Origin of the sequence: Ralstonia sp. OTU4908 (genome assembly GCF_038440115.1) — a bacterium.
In the GTDB taxonomy this organism is placed as follows: domain Bacteria; phylum Pseudomonadota; class Gammaproteobacteria; order Burkholderiales; family Burkholderiaceae; genus Ralstonia; species Ralstonia pickettii.
Window position 1 is genome coordinate 118,318 of record NZ_JASATD010000006.1, and the last position, 23,958, is coordinate 142,275.

A 23,958-nucleotide genomic window follows, 5' to 3' on the forward strand; every position below is an offset into this window, starting at 1 on the left:
TCCCCTTCTTATGCGCGGTCCGCAACGCGTTCGCCCATGATGCCGGACGGGCGGAACAGCAGCACGCCAATCAGCACGATGAATGCGAACACATCTTGGTAGTTCGAACCGAACACACCGCCAGTCAGATCGCCGATGTAACCGGCACCCAGTGCTTCGATCAAGCCCAGCAGCATGCCGCCGACCATGGCGCCGGCCAGGTTGCCGATGCCGCCCAGCACCGCGGCGGTAAACGCCTTCAGGCCGGGGATGAAGCCCATGTAGAAGTGGGCGTTGCCGTAGTTGGTCGCCATCATTACGCCGGCAACCGCTGCCATGGCAGCACCGATCATGAAGGTGGCGGAGATCACGAAGTTCGGGTTGACGCCCATCAGGCCGGCCACACGCTGGTTCTCGGCGGTCGCGCGCATTGCGCGGCCGAGCTTGGTGCGGTTGACCAGCAGGATCAGCCCGACCATCACCAGGATCGACACCAGGATGATGACGATTTCCTTGCCCGTGATGGTCGCGCCCGTGGAGCCGATATCAATCGGGTTCGAGGGCAGCAGTTGCGGGAAGGTCAGCGGGTTGCGCGACCAGATCATCATCGCCAGCGTCTGCAGCACGATCGACACGCCGATGGCGGTGATCAGCGGCGCCAGGCGCGGCGCGTTGCGCAGCGGCCGGTAAGCGACACGTTCGATGGTGTAGGCCACGATGGCGCAGACCGGCATGGCAAACAGCAACGCGAACACCAGCGTGAGCCAGTCAGGCAGATTGGGGAAGTACTTCTGGAGAAAGTTGATGGCGGTCAGGGCAGACATTGCACCGACCATCAGAACATCGCCGTGGGCGAAGTTGATGATGCCGAGAATACCGTAGACCATGGTGTAGCCAAGTGCGATCAGCGCGTAAATGCTGCCGAGCACCAGACCGTTCACGATCTGCTGGATAAAGATATCCATGAGAACAGCTCCTGCTATGCCTTGCTTTGTTGTAGGCGACGGGATGACGTGCCCGCAAGGTATGCGATCAATCGGATGGGTAAGGTGAGGTTGCTGGTAAGCGGCCTGCCGAACGCGCCCATGGTGAGGGCCTTGTGTAACTGGCGAGGCTATAAAAAACGGCACCGCTAGGGTAGGCGCGGTGCCGTTTTCAGGGCGGTAGCCCTTCGATTACATCTTCACAACGTCAAGAACGCTCTTCTTCTTGTCCTTGTAGTTGTACAGGGTGATGGAGCCTTGCTTCAGGTCACCCTTGTCGTCGAACGCGATGTTGCCGATCACGCCGTTGTAGTTGGTTGCCGGCATGGCAGCCAGGATCTTGGCCGGATCGGTCGAGTTGGCACGCTTCATCGCATCGATGATCACGTTGACGGCGTCATACGTGAACGGTGCGTAGATCTGCACCGGCGTGTTGAAGCGCGCTTGGTACTTCTTCTCGAAGTCCGCGCCCTTCTCCATCTTCGACAGCGCCAGGCCTGCTTCCGAGCAGACGATGTTATCGATCGCGTCGCCGGCCAGTTCGGCCACCTTGTCGGTACACACGCCGTCGCCGCCAACGATCTTGGCCGTGATGCCCAGTTCCTTGGCTTGCTTGGCGAACGGACCGCCGGTGGCGTCCATGCCGCCGTACATGATCACGTCCGGCTTCTTGCCCTTGATCTTGGTCAGAATGGCCTTGAAGTCGGTCGCCTTGTCGTTGGTCGCCTCACGCGCCACGACGTTCACGCCGTCAGCCTTCGCGGTCTTCTCGAACTCGTCAGCCAGGCCCTTACCGTAGGCGGTGGCATCGTCAACAATTGCCACGGTCTTGGCGCCCAGGGTCTTGGCGGCGTAGTTTGCCAGTGCCGGGCCTTGCTGCGCGTCGGTGGCCACCACGCGGTAGGTCGTCTTGAAGCCTTGCTTGGTGTAGTCGGGGTTCGTCGACGACGGCGAGATCTGCACGATGCCTGCATCGCTGTAGATCTTCGAGGCCGGGATCGAAACGCCCGAGTTCAGGTGGCCGACAACGGCAACAACGTGCTCGTCAACCAGCTTCTGCGCCACGGCGGTGCCCGTCTTCGGGTCGCCTGCATCGTCTTCACCGACCAGTTCCAGCTTGATCTTCTTGCCGTCGATGGTCAGGCCTTCCTTGTTGGCTTCTTCAACGGCCAGACGTGCACCGTTTTCGTTGTCTTTGCCAAGGTGAGCAATACCGCCCGTGAGCGGAGCCGCGTGACCAATCTTGACGACGGTCTCGCCGCCGGCAGCCGCCGCCGGAGCCGACGTTGCTGCAGGTGCAGCAGCTTGGTTTGCGGGCTTTTCCTCGTTCTTACCGCAAGCTGCTACGAGTGCCACGGCAGCCGCAAGCGGCAGAACTTTGGCAAACTTAATTTGCATGAGTGATCTCCTAGATCTCGCAAGAGCAAGAAGAGCGTCCTGCCTCCCGGCCGCTCCCCCCGCGCCGATTGTTTCAATTTGAAACGCGCGAATTGTATCCCCTTTTATTGCGGATGCAATACGCGTCGCAACAACGATTTTTGCAGTAACTACGCCGCTTTACGGGCTTTCCCCAATGCCCAAACAGGCGTCATTTCGCGCAGGCATTCGCGAACGGCGCATAGGCTAATCAAGAAGCGTGCCAGAGTAGGGGAAACCCCCTATTCATGCGGCTCGGCGGGCAATTGCCACGGCAAATCAAGGCTTCGCCGGTATTGACGAGGTTTTTGCGACGCACAAAACAATACGGCCACTCCCGGAGAAGTAGCCGTCGATTCCTCAAAAGCGCTTTATGCACCGCATTAGGGCGCACCGTTTTTGTGCGCTTTTAAGTGGGCATTTACATAAAGGGATTCAATTCATTTGAAGCCCCCTCGGAAGGGGGAAGGACATGTTTTCCTGAATGCCGTCGAGCGGACGCACGGTGCGGGCGCCCAGCGCCTTGAGCCGATCGACGATCGATTGCGCCAACTCCTCGGGAGCCGACGCACCGGCGGTCAGGCCCACGCGACGCTTGCCGGCTACCCATTCAGGTTTGACCTGTTCAGGCGTATCCACCATATAGGCAGGCACTCCAAGCTTTTCGGCCAACTCGCGCAGGCGATTCGAGTTCGAGCTGTTCGGGCTGCCGACTACGATCACCACTTCCACTTGCGGTGCCATGAACTTCACAGCGTCTTGCCGATTCTGCGTCGCGTAGCAGATGTCCTGCTTCTTCGGCTCGTGCACCGCCGGAAAGCGTGCCTTGATGGCCGCCACGATTTCCTGGGTCTCATCCACCGACAGCGTGGTCTGCGTCACGTAGGCCAGACGCGTCGGGTCTTTCACCTCGAGATGCGCAACGTCATCAACGGACTCCACCAGCAGCATGCCGTCGTTGGCCTGCCCCATGGTGCCTTCCACCTCGGGATGGCCCTTGTGCCCAATCATGATGATCTCGAAACCCTGCGCACGCATCTTCGAGACTTCCACGTGCACCTTGGTCACCAGCGGGCAGGTCGCATCGAACACGCGCAAGCCGCGCGCCTCCGCCGCCTCACGCACCGCCCGCGACACACCGTGCGCACTGAAAATGACCGTGCCACCCACCGGCACATCGTCGAGTTCCTGCACGAACACCGCGCCCTTGTTGCGCAGATCGCCAACCACATAGGCGTTGTGCACGATCTCGTGACGAACGTAAATCGGCGCGCCGAACAACTCCAGCGCGCGCTCGACGATCTCGATGGCGCGATCCACGCCGGCGCAGAAACCGCGCGGCTGCGCCAGCAAAACCTCGGCGTCGGCCTGGGTGACAGGATCAATGGGATCGAGCGGGGCGTTCACAGCGTTGCTCATATCAGAGGATGCCGATCAGCTGGACTTCAAACACGATCGTCTGGCCGGCCAGCGGGTGGTTGAAGTCGAACAGTGCCGAGGTCTCGCCCACTTCCTTGAGCACACCGGCATATTTGCCGCCGCTCGGCGCATTGAACTCAACCAGGTCGCCCGGCTGGTAATCCTCTTCGAACGACGAGTTTTCGCGCAGCGTGGCCAGCGACACCCGCTGCAGCAGTTCAGGATTGCGGGGGCCGAACGCGTGCTCGGGAGCCAGGCGGAACGTCGTGCGCTCGCCTTCGCGCATACCGAGCAGTGCCTGCTCCAGCGTGGGCGCCATCTGCCCTTGGCCGAGCAGCAGCGTTGCCGGCTTGTCGTCGAAGGTGGTGACGATGTCCGTGTCGTTTTCCAGCGCGATGCGGTAGTGCAGCGTCAGAAAGGAATCCGGGCCGACCACCTTGCCTGCGCCGCTTGGCGTCGCCGCGGACGCCTCGTTCACCAAATTTTGCACGCTCAACCTGCTTGACCAAAAAGTAACCCGTTATTGTACGTCAGCCCTTTGCGCGGCCGCAGGCGCGACGCGCGACGCACTCCCGCTGGCAGGGCCTTTCCTCCGCGTATCCCAACCTATGGCAATCATCGACTGGCCCGCCCATGAGCGGCCGCGTGAAAAACTGCTCGCCCACGGCCCCGCCGCCCTCTCCGATGCGGAACTGCTGGCCATCTTTCTGCGCGTGGGAATGCCGGGCAAAAGCGCCGTCGACCTCGCCCGGGAATTACTCACCCACTTTGGGTCGCTCGCCCGGCTATGTCACGCGTCACAACAAGAGTTCTCGTCAATCAACGGTATGGGCCCCGCCAAATACGCGCAACTGCACGCCCTACTGGAAGTTGCGCGACGCGCCCTCAAAGAAGACTTCACCCACGGCCAGACCTTTGACTCGCCACAAAGCGTGAAGAATTTCTTGCGCCTGACACTCGGCCACCGCCCACACGAAGTGTTCGCCTGCTTCTTTCTAGATGTACGGCACCGCCTGATCGCTTGGGAAGAACTCTTCCGCGGCACGCTGACCGAAGCCCGCGTCTACCCGCGCGAGATCGCGAAGCGCGCGCTACATCACAATGCAGCCGCCGTGATCCTGGCCCACAACCACCCCACCGGCAACACCGAACCCAGCGAATCCGACGTCATCCTGACCCGCGAACTGTGCCGCGCGCTGGCAATGCTCGACGTGATCGTCCTGGATCACATGATCGTCGGCCGCAACCACGTCTACGGCTTTCTCGAACACGGCAAAATGTAGTACCGATGCCGCATCGCACGGGGCCCAACGGCAATCCATCGATCTCGTTGATTTGTCAGCGGTTTTGTGTGTATAATCCGCGTTTCGCTGAAGTCCCACCTCTACAGTGGCGCTGCGCTTGGTTTTGGTCCCAGCGCCCGGTCGCAAACTGTAGCCAACGAATTTAGTTAGGAGTGCTCCATGGCACGCGTCTGTCAAGTGACCGGGAAAGCGCCGATGGTCGGCAATAACGTTTCCCACGCAAACAACAAGACCAAGCGCCGTTTTCTGCCGAACCTGCAGAATCGCCGCTTCTGGGTCGAATCCGAAAACCGCTGGGTCAGCCTGCGCGTCTCAAACGCTGGTCTGCGCCTGATCGATAAAAAAGGCATCGACGAAGTGCTCGTGGACCTGCGCGCACGCGGCGAAGTCTAATTAGGAGTTAAACATGGCCAGCAAAGGCGGACGCGACAAGATCAAGCTGGAATCGACCGCAGGTACGGGTCATTTCTACACGACCACCAAGAACAAGCGCACCAAGCCGGAAAAGATGGAGATCATGAAGTTCGATCCCGTCGCCCGCAAGCACGTCGCTTACAAGGAAACCAAGATCAAGTGATCCTCGCGGATTGCATATCTTGTTTCCGTCGGCATGATCGACAGCAAAAACCCGCTTTCAAGCGGGTTTTTTGTTGCCTGCAGTTTGGCGCATGCTGCGGTGTACACTGCTCTTCTTTCCGATTGACACGCGACTGTGTTACTCACCAGTTGCGTCTGAACCGCGTTCCGCGTCTTCCATGAATTTCGATGTTGCCGTTGTTGGCAGCGGCTTGGCGGGCCTGACCGTCGCCCTGCACCTAGCCGATCACCGCCGCGTGGTTGTCATCAGCAAACGCAGCCTGCCGGAAGGCGCCAGCGATTGGGCGCAGGGCGGCATTGCCGCCGTGCTCGATTCGGGCGACAGCCACGATGAGCACGTCGACGACACGCTCATCGCTGGGGCTGGATTGTGCGATGAAGCGGCTACCCGTTACATCGTCGAAAACGGGCGCTCGGCCATTGAATGGCTGATTGGCCATGGCGTGCCTTTCACGCGCGACGAGCAGGCTGAACTCGGCTTCCACCTAACGCGCGAGGGCGGCCACCGCCATCGACGCATCATCCATGCCGCCGATGCCACGGGCCATGCTGTGGTCACGACGCTGGTTGAGAAGGTGCGCAATCACCCGAACATCACGCTGCTGGAAGACCACTTCGCGATCGACCTGATTACCGACGCGAAGCTCGGTCGTCCGGGCATGCGCTGCCATGGCCTCTACGCGCTCGACATTGCATCGGGCCATGTCAAGACGATTACCGCCAGCCAAACCGTGATGGCCACGGGCGGCGCGGGTAAGGTCTATCTCTACACGACGAATCCGGACACGGCCAGCGGCGACGGTATTGCCATGGCCTGGCGAGCGGGCTGCCGCGTGGCGAACATGGAGTTCATCCAGTTCCATCCCACGTGCCTGTACCACCCGTTCGCGAAATCGTTTCTGATTACCGAGGCCGTGCGCGGTGAAGGCGGCAAGCTGATCCTGCCCGACGGCACGCGTTTCATGCCCGCGCACGACGAGCGCGCCGAACTGGCGCCGCGCGATATCGTCGCCCGCGCCATCGACTTCGAGATGAAGAAGCGTGGCCTGGATTGCGTCTATCTGGACATCAGCCATCAGAGCCCTGCGTTCCTCAAGGAGCATTTCCCGACCATCATGGCGCGCTGCCTGGAGCTGGGCATCGACATCACGCGCCAACCGATTCCGGTCGTGCCGGCGGCGCACTACACGTGCGGCGGTGTGGTGACGGACCACCTCGGGCGCACGGATATCGCTGGCCTGTACGCCGTTGGCGAGACTGCATACACCGGCCTGCACGGCGCCAACCGGCTGGCGAGCAATTCGCTGCTGGAATGCATGGTGATCGGGCGTGGCGCGGCGGAAGACATCCTCGCGCAACCGCCCTCGGACTCCACATCGGTGCAGATTCCCGCATGGGATGAGAGCCGCGTGACCGACCCCGATGAGGAAGTCGTCGTCTCGCACAACTGGGACGAACTGCGTCGCATGATGTGGAACTACGTCGGCATCGTGCGCACGAACAAGCGGCTGGAGCGGGCGCAGCACCGCATTGCGCTGTTGCGCGAAGAGATTACGGAGTACTACGCCAACTTCCGCGTGAGCCACGATCTGCTGGAGTTGCGTAACCTCGTCGAGGCCGCCTCGCTGATCGTCGACAGTGCGCTATCACGGCATGAGAGCCGCGGCCTGCATTTCTCGCGCGACTACCCCGAAACGCTACCCAAGGCACTGCCGACGGTCATGCAGCCGACCCATCGGCAGATCGCCCGGAAACGCTGACTTAGCCTTAGTCGACGATCCGCAAAGAGAAGTCGGTTGCGCGCACGTCCTTCGTGAGCGCGCCGACGGAGATGCGGTCCACGCCGGTCTCGGCAAAGGTGCGGATCGTCTCGATGTTTACGCCGCCAGACACCTCGAGCAGCGCCCTGCCCGCCGTTACGCGCACAGCCTCGCGCATCGCGGGCGGTTCGAAGTTGTCGAGCAGCACGGAGGTGGCACCTGCCGCCAGTGCTTCATCCAGCTGCGCGAGCGTTTCCACCTCGATCTGGATCGTCACACCGGCATTCAATGCCTGCGCTGCACGCAGGGCCGCCGTCACGCCACCCGCCGCAGCGATATGGTTTTCCTTGATTAGGATGCCGTCGTACAAGGCCAGACGTTGATTCTCGCCGCCACCAATCCGCACCGCGTACTTCTGCGCCAGACGCAAGCCCGGCAGCGTCTTGCGCGTGTCGAGCACGCGGGCGCGCGTGCCTTCGACGGCTGCTGCGTAACGCGAAGTCGCCGTCGCCACACCGGACAGCAACTGCAGGAAGTTCAGCGACGGGCGTTCCGCCGTCAGCAGCGAACGCGCCGGGCCTTCGATCTCGCACACCACGGAATCGGGTGCTATGCGATCGCCTTCGTGCTGGCGCCACGTGACGCGCAACGTCGAGTCAACGGCGCGCATGCAGGCGTCAAACCAGGGCGTGCCACAGAGCACGGCATGCTCGCGCACGATCACGCGCGCGCGCGCATGGCGATCGGCGGGGATCAGCAAGCCAGTGCGGTCGCCCGTGCCAACGTCCTCGGCAATGGCTGTGGCCACGTTGGCAGACAACGCCTCGCGCAGTGCCGGGCCAAAGCTATCGAAAATTGACTCAGCCGCGGGGGCGAGACGCGTCGTGTTCATCTGTGCTGCCGTCATGCCGGGCCGATTCCTTGAAAGAGTTGTGCGTTGGCGGCCAGGTCGCCTTGCGGGCGAACCGCGGCTTTCTCGCGCGCGGCAAAGTCCAGCATGCGGTCGATGCAGACCACGGCTTGCCGCCCGATGGCCGGATCGACGTGGATCTCGTTGCGACCGGTTTCCAGCACCTCAGCCAGATTGGTCAGCGCGTTCATCGCCATCCAGGGGCAATGCGCGCAGCTCTTGCAGGTGGCAGCGTTGCCGGCGGTCGGCGCCTCGATGAAGCGCTTGCCCGGGGCGGCCATGCGCATCTTGTGCAGGATGCCGTTGTCGGTCGCGACGATGAACTCCTGCGCCGACAACGACTGGGCCGCCGCAATGAGCTGCGAAGTCGAACCCACCACATCAGCCTGTGCCACCACCGATTCCGGCGATTCCGGATGCACAAGGATCTTCGCGTTCGGGTGCTCAGCGCGCAGCAGGTCAAGCTCCACGCCCTTGAACTCGTCGTGCACGAGGCACGAGCCCTGCCACATCAGCATATCTGCGCCGGTCTGCTTTTGAATGTAGCTGCCGAGGTGGCGATCGGGTGCCCACAGGATCTTCTTTCCCTGCGCATGCAGATGCTGCACGATCTTCAAGCCGATCGACGATGTCACCATCCAGTCGGCACGCGCCTTCACGGCGGCGCTTGTATTGGCGTAGACAACCACGGTGCGATCCGGATGCGCATCGCAGAAGGCGGCAAACTCATCCGGCGGGCAGCCCAGATCCAGCGAGCAGGTGGCGTCCAGATCCGGCATTAGTACGGTCTTCTCCGGACTCAGGATCTTGGCAGTCTCGCCCATGAAGCGCACGCCCGCCACGATCAATGTCTTGGCCGAATGGTCGCGGCCAAAGCGCGCCATTTCCAGCGAATCGGATACGCAGCCACCGGTTTCCTCGGCCAGGTCCTGCAGGTCGGCGTCAACGTAGTAATGCGCGACCAGCACAGCCTCACGTTCCTTGAGCAGACGCTTTATGCGGGCCTTCAGGTCGTCGCGTTCCTCACGCGACAGCACCGGCGGCACCTTGGCCCAGGCGTGGGCCACGCAACTGGCGCCGGATTGCGCTTCGGAAAGCATATCCGGGCGCTCGAATTCAACCGTCTTGATGTGGGTTTCCATGGTGGTCTCCGCGTCCGTTCGCGCTGTGAAGGCGCCAAGAAGCTGGCGCTGCAATGAAACGGACGGCGTGTGAGGAGGACTGGCACCGCGATACATTGTCGCGGCGTATTCAAAATGGCAGTTGGGGCAGTTTACCCAAAAGAAAAGCCCCGCTGCGGAGCGGGGCTTCACCTATGAAACAAGAAACTCAGGCGTAGCGGCGCAGGCGCACAGCAAATTCCTGCAGCGCGTGGATGCCGCTTTCCTCAGCACGCTTGCACCACTCTTGCAGTTGATGCAGCAACTGCTCGCGCGTGGCATTCGAACGGCCCCACAGCGCACCCAGCTCGCGGCGCATCTCGACGAAGGTGTGCAGCGCCGAATGGTCCGACACGATTTGCGAGAGCTGCTCGCGCTGCGGCGCGCCCAGCTTGGTCTCGTCGCGGTGGAACCACTTGCGGGCCGGCTTGAGTGCGCGGTACTCGACAGCGCGCGAATCCTTCAGCTTGGCCAGCTCCTGGCGATAGGCCGCCTTGACCGTCTTGGCGTAGCGCGCCATCACGTCGTAGCGGTTGGCGATGATGGCTTCCAGCGTGTTCTGGTCGACCGGCTTCACGTCGCCAAAGCGGGCCTTGGGCGCCACCTTCTTGACCTTCGCCAAACCGACGATTTCGAGCGCGCGGATGTAGCCCCAGCCGATGTCGAACTCGTACCACTTGACCGAGAACTTGGCCGAGGTGGCGTACGTGTGGTGGTTGTTGTGCAGCTCTTCGCCGCCGATGATGATGCCCCACGGCGACACGTTGGTCGAAGCGTCTTCGCAATCGAAGTTGCGGTAGCCCCAGAAGTGGCCCAGGCCGTTGATGATGCCGGCAGCGTGGATCGGGATCCACAGCATCTGCACTGCCCACACCGTCAGGCCTAGCGCGCCGAACATCAGCACGTCGAGGATCAGCATCAAACCGACGCCTTGCCACGTGAACTTCGAGTACACGTTCTTCTCGACCCAATCGTCCGGCGTACCGTGGCCGAACTTCTGGATCGTTTCCTTGTTCTTGGCCTCAGCGCGATATAGCTCCGCGCCTTCCATCAGCACCTTGCGGATGCCTCGGGTCTGCGGGCTGTGCGGATCCTCTTCGGTTTCGCACTTGGCGTGGTGCTTGCGGTGAATGGCGGTCCATTCCTTGGTGACCATGCCGGTGGTCAGCCACAGCCAGAAACGGAAGAAGTGCCCAGCGATGGGATGCACGTCCAGCGCCCGGTGCGCTTGGCAGCGGTGCAGAAAAATCGTGACGCTGGCGATGGTGATGTGCGTCATCACCAGCGTGAAAATCAGGATTTGCCACCAGGCCCAATCGAGGGTGCCGTTGGCAAGGAAAGTCAGAAAGGAGTCGATCAAAGTGTTCTCCGTGGTCAACTCAGGGTAATCAAAGCAGCTTTTGGACCTTCATTCGATCCGGATGTTGCTGCCTCTTAAGGCTATCCCGCTGTCGTAGCGTTACGACAATGGGGTCGTGTTGGCGGTGGTTCGGGTGTTTGTACCCGGCTTGCGCATCACATCGGCGAGCTTCCCGCTACCGGTCATATCATCTCCGCCCCAGCGCAATACAAGGTATTTGCGGTCCTTTGTCACAACGGCTAAGCCTTTGCGACGGCCCGTCTTTTCTTCGTGGGAGCATTTGGCATTTTAACCGAACACCCCCTCTATTCCATGCGGGAAAACAGCCATTTTGACCTCGGACAAGCGGGCAGCGTTCCGCTCGCAGCTGTGTTAGTCCGACAGTGATGGCGTGGATGGGGCTGTTACATCACTCGAAGTGCGCGGGATGCCCTGTTGCAGCGCCGACGCCCCGCGCACACGCACTTCCCGTTGCGGGTAGGGGATATCGATGCCTGCTTCCTTGAAGCGACGGTAAATCGCGCGGTTCAGGTCGGACTGCACGCCCAGCTTGCCGTTATGCGGATCGCCGATCCAGACGCCAAGCTCATATTCGATGCCGCTGTCGGCGAACAGGGCCATGAAGGCGGCGGGCGCCGGTTCGGGCAGAACACGCGGGATGCCCTCTGCACATTGCAGCAGCAACGCCAGCACGCTTTCAGGATCAGCGTCATACGACGCCTGCACGCGCACCGCCACACGCACGGTGCCGCGCTCGTTGTGGTTCTGTACGGCCTGCGCGACCATCAGTTCGTTCGGGACGAGCGTATCGCCGTCACCATTGCGCACCACGGTGTAGCGGGTGCGGATCTGCGTGACGATGCCGGTGTACGTGCTGACGGTGATCTGATCGCCCAGCTTGAGCGAGCGCTCCAGAAGGATGATGAAGCCCGAAACGTAATTGCTGGCGATCTTTTGCAAGCCGAAACCCAGGCCGACGCCAAGCGCGCCGCCAAACACCGACAGCACCGTCAGGTCGATGCCCACCAGCGAGAGGCTCAGCAGCAGCGACACCAGCAGCAGCACCGCCTTGGTCACACGCGACAACACCACCTTCAGGTTGGCATCGATCGCGGAAGCACGCGTGATGCGGCTGTCCAGCCACGAGCCGAACCACATCGCCACCAGCACAGTGACGAGAATCCACACCACGCCCATCAGCATGGCCGCCAGGCTCACCTTCTGCTTGCCACCCAGCGCAAAGCGGATGCCGTCGAGGTAATCCACCACATCGCCGAGCACGCCCAGCACGTAGAGCACCATGCCGATCCACATCAGCGTGGTGAGCACGCGCTCCGCGAGGACGAGCATGCCGTGCAGCTCGCCGTTAGCCGACAGCACGCGGCGCAACACGTAGAAGCCGAGATACAGGATCGCCAGGCCAAACAGCGGCACCGCGGCCAGCCGGAACACGCTGATCGGCATGGTGCCGACCAGCGCATAGCGCGCGCCCACCACCAGCAGCCAGCCGATCAGCGGGAACATCGCCCGCTCCAGGCTGGACCAGGCAAAACGCAGGGCGAAGGTCTCGTTCACGTGCGCCGAATGCAGGCGCCGCGAGATCGGCCGCGCCAGCAGCCAGGCGGCACCGAGCACCAGTATCAGCACGCCCAGTTGCCAGATAAAGCGCGGGCCACCCAGATCGCGGACGATGTCGTCGATCATGTGGCCCAGCGCAATGTGATTCAGGTTTAGCGGCAATCCGTTCATTGGGTTGACGGGTTATTGCAAACCCTTACTGGGTCCGATAGGGCAATGCGTCACCCACATGCTTCTGCCAGTTGGCGGCATAGCGCTGGGCGAGATCGGCGTCGCCGCGCACGATCAGTACGTTCTCGGCGTTGCCGCGCTGTGCGGTCTGCGTGAAGTTGAAGCTGCCCGTGACCAGCACTGGATGCGCGCCGCGCGGGTCGATCACGATGACCTTGTTGTGCGCATTCTTGTAGCGCACCTCCAGCCAGACGGGGATGCCCGCGTTGGCGACCTCGGGCACGCGGCTGCCGCCGGAGCGTGTCATCTGCTCGCGGTCGGCCAGCACGCGCACATCCACGCCACGCTGATGCGCCGCCAGCAGTGCACGCGTAATCGCCTTGTTCGACAGCAGATACGCCTGCACCAGCACCTGCTCACGTGCCTGGTCGATGGCATCGGCCAACAATCCTTCGATGTCGTCATCGGGCGTGAACGCGGCCTGCACCGTGCCCTTGGCGGGTTGCACCGGCGGCGCGCTGCGGGCCAGGGCGACGCCACCTGCGGCCAACGCCAGCCATGCGGCCAGCAGCCAACCGAAGCGGCGCACCATCATGCGCGGCGCTCCAGCACGGCCGCGAAGAAGCCGTCGGTCTGGTGCGTGTGCGGATACAGCTCGAGGTAGGGCCCCATTTCCAGCGCGATCTTCTGCGCGGCCAGCACCTCGCCGGCGGGCACAAGCACGAAGTCTTCATGTGCCGCCAGGAACTGCTCGACCACCTGCTGGTTCTCGCGCGCGAGCACACTGCAGGTAGCGTAGACGAGCCTGCCACCCGGCTTTAGCAGCCGCGCTGCCGATGTCAGGATCGACAACTGCTTGGCCGACATTTCTTCCACGGCCTGCGCGGACTGGCGCCACTTCAGGTCAGGATTGCGGCGCAACGTGCCCAGGCCGCTGCACGGCGCGTCGACCAACACGCGATCGATCTTGCCCGCAAGACGCTTCACCTTCGCATCGTGCTCGCTGTCGATGCGGCCCGGATGGACGTTCGACAGCCCACTGCGCGCCAGGCGCGGGCCGAGGTTCGACAAGCGCTTTTCCGATACGTCGAAGGCATACAGGCGCCCCGTCGAGCGCATCGCCGCGCCAATCGCCAGGGTCTTGCCACCGGCACCGGCGCAGAAGTCGACCACCATCTCGCCGCGCTTGGGTGCCAGCAATTGGCAGAGCAATTGGCTCCCTTCGTCCTGCACCTCGACCGTGCCGTTGGTGAAGATATCGAGCTTGTTCAACGCCGGCTTGCCTGCCAGGCGAATGCCCACGGGCGAGAGCGGCGCCGCAACGCCTTCAATACCGGCTTCGGCAAGCGTGGCGAGTACGGCGTCGCGTTCGCCCTTGAGCGTGTTCACGCGCAAGTCCAGCGGGGCCGGCGTGAGCCATGCTTGCGCCAGTGCTTCGGTGAACTCCGCCCCGTGCTGGGCAACCAGCGCGTCGAAGAGCCAGTCGGGCAGATTGGCGCGCACCCGGGCCGCCAGCGCGGCGCGGTCACGGTTTTCCCAGCGATCCAGCCATTCGGCTTCAGCCGGGTTCAGGAACGGGGCAATGGCCTCACGGCCGGCCGTCTGCAACAAGCCGAGCAGCACCAGACGGCGACGCGCCGGGCCCGTGCCGCTCTCGGCAAACTGGCCGAATTCCACCTTGCGGCGCAGCACGGCAAAGGCCGCTTCGGCGATGATGCCGCGCTCGCGGTGGCCAAGTTCGTGATGCTCGCGGAAGTACTGGCTGACCACCATGTCGGCGGGCGCCGCAAAGTGCAGCAGGCGCGCAAGCACCTTGTCGAGATGCTCCAGATGGCTGCCATGCACGCCCGTGCGCGGGCGCGGGGCGCTGCGGGGCGCAGGCTTGCCCTGCGGGGCCCGGTACCAGCCGCCGCCACCCGAACTCGCGCGCTTGTTGCCCGACCCGCCGCCGCTTCCATTGCCGCCCGAACGCTGACGATTCTGGCTCATGCTGCCTCCCGGGCGTTGACGCCAATGACAAGCTGCGATTCATCCGGCGAGACGCGCACAACGCCGTCTTCGATCGACAACCGCCCTTCCACGAACCAGCGCACGGCACGCGGGTAAATCGTGTGTTCCTGTGCCAGCAGCCGCCCGGCCAGCGAGTCGGGCGTGTCGTCCTGACGCACGTCGATGATGGCCTGCAGCACGATCGGGCCGTGGTCCAGGTCAGCGGTGACGAAGTGCACTGTCGCGCCATGCACCTTCACCCCCATGGCCAGCGCGGCCTCGTGCGTATGCAAACCAGGGAAGCACGGCAGCAGAGACGGGTGAATGTTCAGCATGCGGCCCGCGTAGCGCTTTGCAAAGCCGGGCGTAAGGATGCGCATGAAACCGGCCAGCACCACGAGATCAGGCGAAAAGCCGTCGATCACCTGCGCCAGGGCGGCGTCGAAGCTGTCCCGATCGGGGAAGGCCTTGTGGTCGACCACCGCGGTAGCAATGCCGTGCGAAGCGGCAAATTTAAGTCCCGCCGCTTCGGGCCGATTAGAAATGACGGCGGCAATGCGTCCCGACCAACCTTCGGCCTGACAGGCGCGGACAATGGCTTCCATATTGGAGCCGCGTCCGGAAATGAGAATGACGATGTTTTTCATCGCGGCATTTTATCAAGTGCGCCGCAGTTCCCCGAGAAAATCGGGTGTGACGGCTGAAAGGCCATGCCGTGGGCGCTTTTGCAGTCACCGTGGCATTTTGCCGACGGGTGCCGGCAAAAACCTTGTCGCACCGGCAAAAGGAAGGGGCAACCGTTGGCGTGCATTGGCGCGCTCTGATAATCTCAGCACCATAAATGTCCGCGCTCCCGAGGGGTCGGGTGTGCAGCCCGCGATGATTCGACGCAAATCAAACGTCCGTTCATCCTGCGCTGCAACATCGTGCGGGCGATACCGTGACGGTCGATCGGCACAGGGTGATAAACCCGGCCAGTCGGCCATCGCCCGCGCCGGGTCGACACGCGTACAACAACAAGAGGGCTCTGCTCTCACCGGGGAATAAGAATGACGAGCTCGCTGCGTAGCCTGCTGGTGGTCGACGACCACCCTCTCGCCTTGTCTGGCACGACCACGTTTCTTGCACACGCCTTGCCTGAAGTTCAGGTGCACGCGGCCATTGGCCGTCGCCAGGCGCTTGCGCTGGTCGAAGAAGGCGTCCGTCCGGACGTCGTGCTGCTGGACGTGTGGCTGTCCGACTGCACCGGCTTCGACGCCATGCGCGAGCTGCGCGGCAAACTGCCTGAAGCGCGCTTTGCCTTCATGTCGGCGGAAAACACGCCGGAAATCGTCGCCAAGGCCCAAGCGCTGGGCGCCATCGGCTTCATCGGCAAGCACGCCGATGCGCATGCGTTCTCCAAGGCAGTGGCCGGCATCTTTGGCGGCGATGCGTCCTTCCCGTCGGAAGACGATATGGGCGGCATCAATGGCAAGGGCGGCGCTTCGCACGGCATCCCCATCACGCCGGCCGAACTGGGACTGACGCCGCGGCAGGGCTCGGTGCTCGCGCTGCTGCTCGAAGGTCTGCCGAACAAGTCGATCGCACGTCAGCTGGGCCTGACGGAAAACACCGTCAAAGAGCACGTCTCGGCGATTTTGCAGCGGCTGGGCGTGCGCACGCGCATCCAGATCATTTCGCGCATGGAGCGTTTTCGCCTGACGGGCGCGGCCTGAACTGAGCGTCTGGCCTCTTGAATCCGGCGCCGCCATCGACGGCGCCGTTTTACATTCCCATCCGTATCAGTAGGCCACCTGCGGCTCGGCTGAGCGGCCGCGCAGCCAGCGCTTGAGCAGCACCCGCAGCATGTTCGGGTCCATGGGCTTGGCGAGCAGCAGATAGCCGGCTTCTTCGGCACGCGCCAGGGCGGCGGAGTTGCGATCGCCGGTCAGCAGCACGGCGTGGGCATCGGGGTGGCTAACCTGCCAGCGCTCAAGCAGTTGCAGGCCGTCTTCCTCGCCGGGCAGGCGCAAGTCGCAGAAGATGATCTGCGGACGGATGCCGCGCGCCAGCAGTTGCTCGGCGGAGCGGCCATCGGCGGCACTGTGGACTTCCACGCCCCACGCTTCGAGCAGCGCGTGCCAGGCCTTGCGGATCTGCGGGTCGTCGTCCACGACCAGTACCACGCCGGAGAATCGCGGCTGATCGAGCACGGCGCGCTTTTGCTCGGCGCGCGGCTGCGTGGCCAGCGGCGCCTTGATCTCTGCGGGCACCGGCCGCAGCGCCATCCAAAACATCGAGCCGCGTCCCGGCACCGAGCGCACGCCGAACGTGCCGCGCAGCAGACGCACGCATTCCTTGTAGATCGACAGACCCAAACCCAAGCCCTGGCTCGGATCGCGTTCTGGGTTTTCGACCTGGTAGTAGGTCGAAAAAATGTCTTTCTGATGCTCAGGCGCGATGCCGATACCGGTATCCCACACCTCGATCCGTAAATGCTTCTGGCGCACGCGCAGCGCCACCATCACGCCACCGCGCTCGGTGTAGCGCAGCGCGTTCTGCAGCAGGTTGAACAGCGCCCGGCGCAGCAGCACCGGCTCGGCCATCCCGTACACCGGCAGCGGCGGAATGCGCGCCGCGAGCGTCAGGCCCTTGGCGCGGGCATCCGGCATGAATTGCTGGACCACCTCGGTGATCACCTCGCCCAGATCCACCGGCTCCAGTGTCGGCGAGGTCTTGCGGCTCTCCAGCTTGGACAGGTCCAGCAGCGAGCGGAACAGCAGATCGATGGTCGCGGCGCCCGAGGCGAGTTGCTCCACCAGCGGCGCCAAGGATTCCGACTGATTGCGCGCCCGCAACGCCTCCACCAGCAGCACAATTGCATGCACCGGCTGACGCAAATCGTGGCTGGCCGCGGCCAGGAAGCGCGATTTTTCTTCCGACGCCGACAACGCGCGCTGCTTTTCATCCTGGTAGCGCCGCGCGAGCTGGCGGCTCTCGTTCTCCAGCTGGATTTCGCGCACCAGCGTGTTATGGATGTTGACGGCATGCCGGGTCAGCAGCGCCGCAAAGAACAGAAGCACGCCGCGCAAATACAGCCCGTGCCCCGGAAACGCCTGCTCGGCCAGCAAAAAGTGCGGCGCCAGGATGCCCGTTCCGAGGATCAGGAGGCTCGACGGCACCGGCGCTTGCGACAACACCGCCGCCGCCGCCACACCGATGATCACGATCATCAACAGGCTGCTGAACTCCAGCGACGGCGACATCAGATACAGCCCCGCCGAGCAGCCCCACGCCACCCCGCCCACCGCCGACATGACGTGCATGCCCGTCCACCACTTGCGGGTGTGCGCGGCCAGCGTCATGCGGGTCAGGTCGTAGCGATAGCCGAAATAGAAGCGCAGGCCCGACGCCGTCAGGCACAGCATGATCAGGCACCAGCCCAACAGCCCCGGCCGGTTGGAGGCATCCCAGAACGCGGCGACCGTCAAGGCAGGCAGGACGACCGAGGCGGCGATCCCCATGGGCGCCCCGCGATGCACGGCGGCGAGCAGCTTGGCTCGGGCATCCAGTTCAAGCGGCGCGCGGCTGGCAAGCCCGAACTTGGCGAAGAAAAGGCGCAGCGAGGCGTTCAAGGGGGATGTCGGGAAGAAACTGGATACCGGATTGTGCCGCAAGCATGAACCGCGCGGGCGCACCGTTCGGACGATTGTGCAACACCCCGACACCCATCCGCGTGCGCGCCGGGGATGGGGCAATCCCTTATATAATGTGCGTTTTGCTGGATTTCTGCGAATTGCCGCGCCAATCCGGCACGAAAACAGTTTCTTTTTCCCTCCTTCACCGACGCTTCTCGTGAAAGTCTTTCGCGGCCTGCCCAACGCCGAAAGTCGCGCGCCCTGCGCGTTGACCATCGGCAACTTCGACGGCGTGCACCGCGGGCACCAGTCTCTGCTGGCCCGCGCACGCGCGGCGGCCGACGCACGCGGATTGCCGCTCACGGTCATGACGTTCGAGCCGCATCCGCGCGAATTCTTCACGCCGGACCGCGCGCCCACCCGCATCGCCCTGCTGCGCGACAAGCTGGAAAGCCTGCGCCGACAGGGCGTCGACCGCGTGGTCGTGGAGCATTTCAACGCGCATTTCGCCGCGCAGACGCCCGACGAGTTCGTGCGCAACGTTCTGGTGGATGGTCTCCACGCGCGCTGGCTGCTGGTGGGCGACGACTTCCGCTTTGGCGCCAAGCGCGCCGGAGATTTCACCTACCTGCAGGCAGCCGGCGCGCAGTTCGGCTTTGAGGTCGAGCAGATGGGCTCGGTGTCGGAGTCCGGCATCCGCATCTCCAGCTCGGCAGTGCGCGAGGCGCTGGCCGCAGGCGACCTCGAACATGCCCGCCGCCTGCTCGGTCACGGTTATGCCATCAGCGGGCACGTGGTGCACGGGCAAAAGCTCGGCCGCTCGCTCGGCTTCCCGACGCTGAATCTGCGCATCTCGCACCGCAAGCCGGCAGTGGCCGGCATCTTTGTCGTGCAGGTGCACGGGCTGGCCGAAAAACCGCTGCCGGCCGTCGCCAGCATTGGCGTACGCCCGACGGTGGACGACTCCGGCCGCGTGCTGCTGGAAGTGCATATCTTCGATTACCAGGCCAATGTCTACGGCAAGCTTGTCCGCGTGGAATTCATGAAGAAGCTGCGCGACGAGGCTCGCTACGATTCGCTCGATGCGCTCAAGGACGCCATCGCGCAGGACTGTGTTCATGCGCGGCAGTTCTTCGGCCTGCCTGTTCCGCCGGCCGGCGAGTCGCCGACGCTTCGGCGCGACTTCGCCACCTCCGCCACCGACCGAATTCAGTAGGCGGCCGACACGTTCGCCGCCCAGAAGCCACACGCTGCGCACGCGCGTCCTGCAATGTCAGCCGCGCCTGCACCCACCCGAATCGCCCGAATCTGCCCCACATCACACCATGTCCGATTCCAAGAAGCCTACGCCGGAGAAGAGCAAGTACCCGGTCAACCTGCTGGACACGCCCTTCCCCATGCGCGGCGACCTGCCCAAGCGCGAGCCGCTGTGGGTCAAGCAATGGCAGGACAAGCAGCTCTACAAGAAGATCCGCGCCGCGCGGAAGGGCGCGAAGAAGTTCATCCTTCACGACGGGCCGCCGTATGCCAACGGCGATCTGCACATTGGCCACGCGGTCAACAAGATCCTTAAGGACATGGTGATCAAGGCGCGCGGCCTGACCGGGCTGGACGCCGTCTACGTGCCGGGCTGGGATTGCCACGGCATGCCGATCGAAATCCAGATCGAAAAGCAATTTGGCAAGGGCCTGCCGGTCAAGGAAGTGCAAGAGAAAGCGCGTGCCTACGCCACGGGCCAGATCGCCCGCCAGAAGGCGGATTTCGAACGCCTGGGCGTGCTGGGCGACTGGGCCGATCCGTACCTGACCATGAACTTCCGCAACGAAGCGGATGAAGTGCGCGCGCTGGGCAAGATCCTGGAAAAGGGCTACGTGTTCCGCGGCCTGAAGCCGGTCAACTGGTGCTTCGACTGCGGCTCGGCATTGGCCGAGGCGGAAGTCGAATACGCGGATCGCACCGACCTGTCGATCGACGTCGGCTTCCCGTTTGCCGACATCGACGCGCTGGCGAGTGCGTTCCATGTTGGCGCCGATGTGCTCAAGGCCAAGCCGGGTTGGATCGTGATCTGGACCACCACGCCGTGGACGATTCCGTCCAACCAGGCGCTGAACCTGCACCCGGAAATCGAATACGCGCTGGTCGACACGGCTCGCGGGCTGCTGATCGTTGCCAAGGAGCGCGTCGAAGCCTGCCTGCAAAGCTGGAAGCTCGAAGGCACCGTCCTGGCCACGTGCGAAGGCGCAGCCCTGTCGGGCGTACGTTTCCACCATCCGCTCGCCAAGATGGACGCGGGCTACGATCGCACCTCGCCGGTCTATCTGGGCGACTACGTGACCATCGACACCGGTACCGGCATCGTCCACTCCGCGCCCGCCTACGGCGTGGAAGACTTCCAGTCGTGCAAGGCACATAACATGCCCGACTCGGAAATCATCAACCCGGTGATGGGCAACGGCGTGTACGCGTCGACGCTGCCGCTGTTCGGCGGCCAGATGATCTGGGATGCCAACCCGAAGATCGTCGAAGTGCTGCGCGAATCGGGCAACCTGTTCGATGCGCACAAGTACGCGCACAGCTACATGCACTGCTGGCGCCACAAGACGCCAATCATCTATCGCGCCACGTCGCAGTGGTTTGCCGGGATGGACGTGCAGCCTAACGACGGCAACAGCACGCTGCGTGAAACGGCGCTGGCAGGCATCGATGCCACCGCGTTCTACCCGTCGTGGGGCAAGCAGCGCCTTCACAACATGATTGCCAACCGCCCGGACTGGACGCTCTCGCGGCAGCGCCAATGGGGTGTACCGATGGCCTTCTTCGTGCACAAGGAAACCGGCGCGCTGCACCCGCGTACGCCCGAACTACTGGAGCAGGTGGCCCAGCGCATCGAACAAAGCGGCATCGAAGCCTGGCAGACGCTCGACCCGCGGGAGCTGCTCGGCGACGAGGCTGACATGTACGAGAAGAATCGCGACACGCTCGACGTGTGGTTCGACTCGGGCACGACGCACTGGCACGTCATCCGTGGCTCGCATGCGGCGGATCTGTACGATGCATCGGCCGACTTGCCGGACGGCCGCTTGGCTGATCTGTACTTGGAAGGTTCCGACCAGCACCGCGGCTGGTTCCACTCGTCGCTGCTGACGGCTTCGATGCTGTACGGCAAGCCGCCGTACAAGGGCCTGCTCACGCACGGCTTCACGGTGGACGGCGAAGGCCGGAAGATGTCCAAGTCGATCGGCAACACGATCGCGCCGCAGGAAATCGCCAACAAGATGGGCGCCGAGATCATCCGCCTGTGGGTGGCCTCGACCGACTACTCGGGCGAACTGGCCATCTCGGATGAGATCCTGAAGCGCGTGGTGGAAGGCTATCGCCGCATCCGCAACACGCTGCGCTTCCTGCTCGCCAACCTGACCGATTACGACCACGCCAAGCACGCGCTGCCGACCGAGCAATGGCTCGAAATCGACCGCTATGCCGTGGCGTTGACGGATTCGCTGCAAAAGGAAGTCCTGTCGCACTACGACGTGTACGAGTTCCACCCGGTGGTCGCCAAGCTGCAGACGTTCTGCTCGGAAGACCTGGGCGGCTTCTACCTCGACGTGCTGAAGGACCGCCTGTACACCACGGCGCCCGATTCCGTGGCGCGCCGCTCGGCACAAAATGCGCTGTATCACATCACCCAGGCCATGCTGCACTGGATGGCGCCGTTCCTGTCGTTCACGGCGGAAGAGGCCTGGCAGGTCTTCGCCCACGGCACGGAGCACAGCGACACCATCTTCACCAGCACGTATTACAACGCTCCGGTGCCGCAAGGCGCCAGCGCCCTGCTGGAGAAGTGGGCCGGCATCCGCAACGTGCGCGGCGAAGTGACCAAGCAACTGGAAGCGCTACGCATCGATGGCAAGATCGGCTCGTCGCTGCAGGCAGAAGTGACGGTGTCGGCGGGTGAAGCGGTGCATGACGCGCTGGCCAGCCTCGGCGACGACCTGCGCTTCGTGCTGATCACGTCGGCGGCCAAGCTGGAACGCGCCCCGGAAGGCGGCGATCTGCTCATCACCGTGGTGCCGTCGACGCACGCCAAGTGCGAGCGCTGCTGGCATTACCGCGCCGACGTCGGCCACGACCACGCCCACCCGACCCTCTGCAAGCGCTGCACCGACAACCTGTTCGGCGCCGGCGAACAACGGAGCGCTGCCTGATGGCCACTCGGAACAACGGCAAGAGCAAATCGATCGGGATGAAGAAGAGCGGCGGCGGTCATGGCGTGGGCCCCTGGCTGGGCCTGGCCGTCATCTGGATCCTGCTGGACCAATTGACCAAGATCGCCGTCCTCAAAACCTTCACTTACGGCGAGTCACGGCCGATCACCGGCTTCTTCAACCTGGTGCTCGCCTATAACAAGGGAGCGGCGTTTTCGTTCCTGGCCGCGGCGGGCGGCTGGCAGCGCTGGTTCTTCACGGGGCTGGGCGTGGCGGCGGCGCTGTTCATCGTGTGGCTGCTCAAGCGGCACAGCGGGCAGAAGATGTTCTGCTTCGCGCTGGCGCTGATTCTGGGCGGCGCGCTGGGCAACGTGATCGACCGCGTCATCTACGGCCACGTGGTCGACTTTCTCGACTTCTACCTGCACAACTACCACTGGCCGGCCTTCAACGTGGCGGATTGCGGTATCACCATCGGCGCGGTCCTGTTGATCGTCGACGAACTGCGGCGCGTTCGTCGCTAAGACTGCCGTTCCAGGCCCCCAGCATTTGAACGGAGAAGCGGTGCTGTGCCTCGATGAGGCCGGCCCGCGCATCGCCACGAACAGGACGCGCAGGTCCATCTGAGCGCCGAGGCGCCGGGCAAGGTACATCGATGATTGCCGCGCCGGTCATCCGCCTCGATGCGGCGTTCTGAGCGCTGCGCACCGGCCCGGCCGGCGGCATCGCGCAGAAGATCACCAACTCCCCCCGAAGCTCGCCGTGTTCGGCGGCATCTCGGCGCATCTCCACGCCAGCAGCGCGCTGCGCGACTGGTCGCGGGATTTCTACAAGCGCGACGCGATCCGCCCTCGCTGGGCGACTTGGCCGCCGATGCCCGGCCCGTGCGCGCTGAGTAAGGCCCGGGTTCAGTAGCGCACGGCGTACCACGCCCGCTTTACGTACTCGGCAAGAATCGACCCGGCTTCGTAGACCGGCACCGACTTGGCCAGCGTGTCGCCCGGGAATACGCCCTGCGCACCCCACGTGATTTCCGGCCACACCTTGCGGAACACGGCCAGCGCCCGGCCGGTGTGATACCAGCTCGTGACCAGTATTGCGCTTTGCACCTGCTGGCCCGCTAGCGTCTGGCGCGTCATCCGCGCATTTTCCATCGTGCTGCCTGACACACATTCGTGGCCGATGCGCCCTGCGGGCACACCCGCCATCACCAAGCGACGTTCGATCAGCAGGCAATCGCCCTGCCCGCTCACGAACACGCGGGGCGCCGCGCCTGCGTGGTACAGCTCGGCCGCGCCAATTACGCGCTGACCCGATTCGCCGCCCAGCACGACGATCACGTCGGCGTGTGCAAGCCTGGGCTCCTCGCGCAACCAACTCTTGGCCCCGCAGACGAGCACGGCGCTGAACGCCATTGCAACGATGGCGCAACCGCCAATCCAGGCGAGGACACCGCGAACTGTCGAACGACCGAAAACCATATCGGGAATACGCATTTGACGAAAAACCG

Annotated in this window: 21 protein-coding genes; 8 read left to right on the forward strand and 13 right to left on the reverse strand. The window is 63.6% G+C overall.

What is annotated here, in order from left to right:
- Positions 1-8: 8 nt before the first annotated feature.
- The 4 genes from AAHM38_RS07760 to AAHM38_RS07775 form a co-directional block, all read right to left on the reverse strand.
- Complete coding sequence (locus tag AAHM38_RS07760) at positions 9-944, reverse strand: branched-chain amino acid ABC transporter permease (protein ID WP_009241300.1); 936 nt, start codon at positions 942-944, stop codon at positions 9-11.
- A gap of 210 nt (positions 945-1,154) precedes the next feature.
- Complete coding sequence (locus AAHM38_RS07765; protein ID WP_009241301.1) at positions 1,155-2,360, reverse strand: branched-chain amino acid ABC transporter substrate-binding protein; 1,206 nt, start codon at positions 2,358-2,360, stop codon at positions 1,155-1,157.
- A 453-nt stretch (positions 2,361-2,813) separates the two neighbouring features.
- Entirely contained in the window at positions 2,814-3,797 is a 984-nt protein-coding gene (ispH, locus tag AAHM38_RS07770) for a 4-hydroxy-3-methylbut-2-enyl diphosphate reductase (protein ID WP_012762688.1), read from the reverse strand.
- A 1-nt stretch (position 3,798) separates the two neighbouring features.
- A complete protein-coding gene (locus AAHM38_RS07775) occupies positions 3,799-4,287 on the reverse strand; it encodes an FKBP-type peptidyl-prolyl cis-trans isomerase (RefSeq protein ID WP_009241303.1) in 489 nt (162 codons plus the stop codon).
- A gap of 118 nt (positions 4,288-4,405) precedes the next feature.
- On the opposite strand from AAHM38_RS07775, the gene radC reads away from it, so the two are divergent.
- The 4 genes from radC to nadB all read left to right on the forward strand — a co-directional run bounded on the left by radC (position 4,406) and on the right by nadB (position 7,458).
- Entirely contained in the window at positions 4,406-5,080 is a 675-nt protein-coding gene (gene radC, locus AAHM38_RS07780; RefSeq protein WP_012762689.1) for a RadC family protein, read from the forward strand.
- 180 nt (positions 5,081-5,260) lie between these two features.
- Positions 5,261-5,494 (forward strand): 50S ribosomal protein L28, encoded by a 234-nt coding sequence (gene rpmB / locus AAHM38_RS07785; protein ID WP_004631999.1) that lies wholly within the window; start codon positions 5,261-5,263, stop codon positions 5,492-5,494.
- A gap of 13 nt (positions 5,495-5,507) precedes the next feature.
- Positions 5,508-5,678 (forward strand): 50S ribosomal protein L33, encoded by a 171-nt coding sequence (rpmG, locus tag AAHM38_RS07790; protein WP_003262397.1) that lies wholly within the window; start codon positions 5,508-5,510, stop codon positions 5,676-5,678.
- Positions 5,679-5,856: 178 nt separating this feature from the next.
- Complete coding sequence (gene nadB, locus AAHM38_RS07795; protein WP_009241305.1) at positions 5,857-7,458, forward strand: L-aspartate oxidase; 1,602 nt, start codon at positions 5,857-5,859, stop codon at positions 7,456-7,458.
- A gap of 7 nt (positions 7,459-7,465) precedes the next feature.
- On the opposite strand, the gene nadC is transcribed toward nadB, so the two are convergent.
- The 7 genes from nadC to purN form a co-directional block, all read right to left on the reverse strand.
- Positions 7,466-8,365, reverse strand: coding sequence for a carboxylating nicotinate-nucleotide diphosphorylase (nadC, locus tag AAHM38_RS07800; RefSeq protein ID WP_116575469.1), 900 nt, complete (start codon positions 8,363-8,365; stop codon positions 7,466-7,468).
- On the reverse strand, positions 8,362-9,510 hold the full coding sequence (gene nadA / locus AAHM38_RS07805; protein ID WP_012762691.1) for a quinolinate synthase NadA: 1,149 nt from the start codon (positions 9,508-9,510) through the stop codon (positions 8,362-8,364). Before nadA ends, nadC begins: the two co-directional genes overlap by 4 nt.
- Before the next feature lie 187 nt (positions 9,511-9,697).
- Positions 9,698-10,888, reverse strand: a complete 1,191-nt coding sequence (locus AAHM38_RS07810) for a DesA family fatty acid desaturase (protein WP_009241308.1) — start codon at positions 10,886-10,888, stop codon at positions 9,698-9,700.
- Positions 10,889-11,260: 372 nt separating this feature from the next.
- Positions 11,261-12,637 (reverse strand): mechanosensitive ion channel family protein, encoded by a 1,377-nt coding sequence (locus tag AAHM38_RS07815; RefSeq protein WP_116575470.1) that lies wholly within the window; start codon positions 12,635-12,637, stop codon positions 11,261-11,263.
- Positions 12,638-12,662: 25 nt separating this feature from the next.
- Complete coding sequence (locus AAHM38_RS07820) at positions 12,663-13,232, reverse strand: phospholipase D family nuclease (protein ID WP_009241310.1); 570 nt, start codon at positions 13,230-13,232, stop codon at positions 12,663-12,665.
- Positions 13,229-14,626 (reverse strand): RsmB/NOP family class I SAM-dependent RNA methyltransferase, encoded by a 1,398-nt coding sequence (locus tag AAHM38_RS07825; RefSeq protein WP_116575471.1) that lies wholly within the window; start codon positions 14,624-14,626, stop codon positions 13,229-13,231. The genes AAHM38_RS07820 and AAHM38_RS07825 overlap by 4 nt, the downstream gene beginning before the upstream one ends.
- On the reverse strand, positions 14,623-15,273 hold the full coding sequence (gene purN, locus AAHM38_RS07830; protein ID WP_116575472.1) for a phosphoribosylglycinamide formyltransferase: 651 nt from the start codon (positions 15,271-15,273) through the stop codon (positions 14,623-14,625). The genes AAHM38_RS07825 and purN overlap by 4 nt, the downstream gene beginning before the upstream one ends.
- A gap of 402 nt (positions 15,274-15,675) precedes the next feature.
- Between purN and AAHM38_RS07835 the strand changes: the two genes are divergently transcribed.
- The gene (locus AAHM38_RS07835) at positions 15,676-16,341 is read left to right on the forward strand and encodes a response regulator transcription factor (protein ID WP_004631976.1); all 666 of its coding nucleotides are present in this window, start codon (positions 15,676-15,678) and stop codon (positions 16,339-16,341) included.
- A 66-nt stretch (positions 16,342-16,407) separates the two neighbouring features.
- Here AAHM38_RS07835 and AAHM38_RS07840 read toward each other — a convergent pair whose 3' ends face one another.
- Positions 16,408-18,240 (reverse strand): ATP-binding response regulator, encoded by a 1,833-nt coding sequence (locus AAHM38_RS07840; protein WP_012762697.1) that lies wholly within the window; start codon positions 18,238-18,240, stop codon positions 16,408-16,410.
- Positions 18,241-18,460: 220 nt separating this feature from the next.
- Here AAHM38_RS07840 and AAHM38_RS07845 point away from each other — a divergent pair, with 220 nt between their 5' ends.
- The 3 genes from AAHM38_RS07845 (at position 18,461) to lspA (ending at position 22,972) form a co-directional block, all read left to right on the forward strand.
- A complete protein-coding gene (locus AAHM38_RS07845; RefSeq protein ID WP_116575473.1) occupies positions 18,461-19,459 on the forward strand; it encodes a bifunctional riboflavin kinase/FAD synthetase in 999 nt (332 codons plus the stop codon).
- A 109-nt stretch (positions 19,460-19,568) separates the two neighbouring features.
- Positions 19,569-22,448, forward strand: coding sequence for an isoleucine--tRNA ligase (ileS, locus tag AAHM38_RS07850; RefSeq protein ID WP_116575474.1), 2,880 nt, complete (start codon positions 19,569-19,571; stop codon positions 22,446-22,448).
- On the forward strand, positions 22,448-22,972 hold the full coding sequence (gene lspA, locus AAHM38_RS07855; RefSeq protein ID WP_065859741.1) for a signal peptidase II: 525 nt from the start codon (positions 22,448-22,450) through the stop codon (positions 22,970-22,972). The genes ileS and lspA overlap by 1 nt, the downstream gene beginning before the upstream one ends.
- Positions 22,973-23,356: 384 nt before the next feature.
- On the opposite strand, the gene AAHM38_RS07860 is transcribed toward lspA, so the two are convergent.
- Positions 23,357-23,929, reverse strand: a complete 573-nt coding sequence (locus AAHM38_RS07860; protein WP_012762701.1) for a YdcF family protein — start codon at positions 23,927-23,929, stop codon at positions 23,357-23,359.
- Positions 23,930-23,958 lie beyond the last annotated feature (29 nt).

Bases quoted from the DNA above. Each gene is read 5' to 3' on its own strand.
- AAHM38_RS07820 (WP_009241310.1), bottom strand. From the start codon at position 13,232: ATGATGGTGCGCCGCTTCGGTTGGCTGCTGGCCGCATGGCTGGCGTTG.
- AAHM38_RS07860 (WP_012762701.1), bottom strand. From the start codon at position 23,929: ATGGTTTTCGGTCGTTCGACAGTTCGCGGTGTCCTCGCCTGGATTGGC.
- ileS (WP_116575474.1), top strand. From the start codon at position 19,569: ATGTCCGATTCCAAGAAGCCTACGCCGGAGAAGAGCAAGTACCCGGTC.
- nadA (WP_012762691.1), bottom strand. From the start codon at position 9,510: ATGGAAACCCACATCAAGACGGTTGAATTCGAGCGCCCGGATATGCTT.
- AAHM38_RS07765 (WP_009241301.1), bottom strand. From the start codon at position 2,360: ATGCAAATTAAGTTTGCCAAAGTTCTGCCGCTTGCGGCTGCCGTGGCA.
- AAHM38_RS07825 (WP_116575471.1), bottom strand. From the start codon at position 14,626: ATGAGCCAGAATCGTCAGCGTTCGGGCGGCAATGGAAGCGGCGGCGGG.
- AAHM38_RS07815 (WP_116575470.1), bottom strand. From the start codon at position 12,637: ATGAACGGATTGCCGCTAAACCTGAATCACATTGCGCTGGGCCACATG.
- rpmB (WP_004631999.1), top strand. From the start codon at position 5,261: ATGGCACGCGTCTGTCAAGTGACCGGGAAAGCGCCGATGGTCGGCAAT.
- nadC (WP_116575469.1), bottom strand. From the start codon at position 8,365: ATGACGGCAGCACAGATGAACACGACGCGTCTCGCCCCCGCGGCTGAG.
- AAHM38_RS07760 (WP_009241300.1), bottom strand. From the start codon at position 944: ATGGATATCTTTATCCAGCAGATCGTGAACGGTCTGGTGCTCGGCAGC.
- AAHM38_RS07835 (WP_004631976.1), top strand. From the start codon at position 15,676: ATGACGAGCTCGCTGCGTAGCCTGCTGGTGGTCGACGACCACCCTCTC.
- radC (WP_012762689.1), top strand. From the start codon at position 4,406: ATGGCAATCATCGACTGGCCCGCCCATGAGCGGCCGCGTGAAAAACTG.
- purN (WP_116575472.1), bottom strand. From the start codon at position 15,273: ATGAAAAACATCGTCATTCTCATTTCCGGACGCGGCTCCAATATGGAA.
- lspA (WP_065859741.1), top strand. From the start codon at position 22,448: ATGGCCACTCGGAACAACGGCAAGAGCAAATCGATCGGGATGAAGAAG.
- nadB (WP_009241305.1), top strand. From the start codon at position 5,857: ATGAATTTCGATGTTGCCGTTGTTGGCAGCGGCTTGGCGGGCCTGACC.
- rpmG (WP_003262397.1), top strand. From the start codon at position 5,508: ATGGCCAGCAAAGGCGGACGCGACAAGATCAAGCTGGAATCGACCGCA.
- ispH (WP_012762688.1), bottom strand. From the start codon at position 3,797: ATGAGCAACGCTGTGAACGCCCCGCTCGATCCCATTGATCCTGTCACC.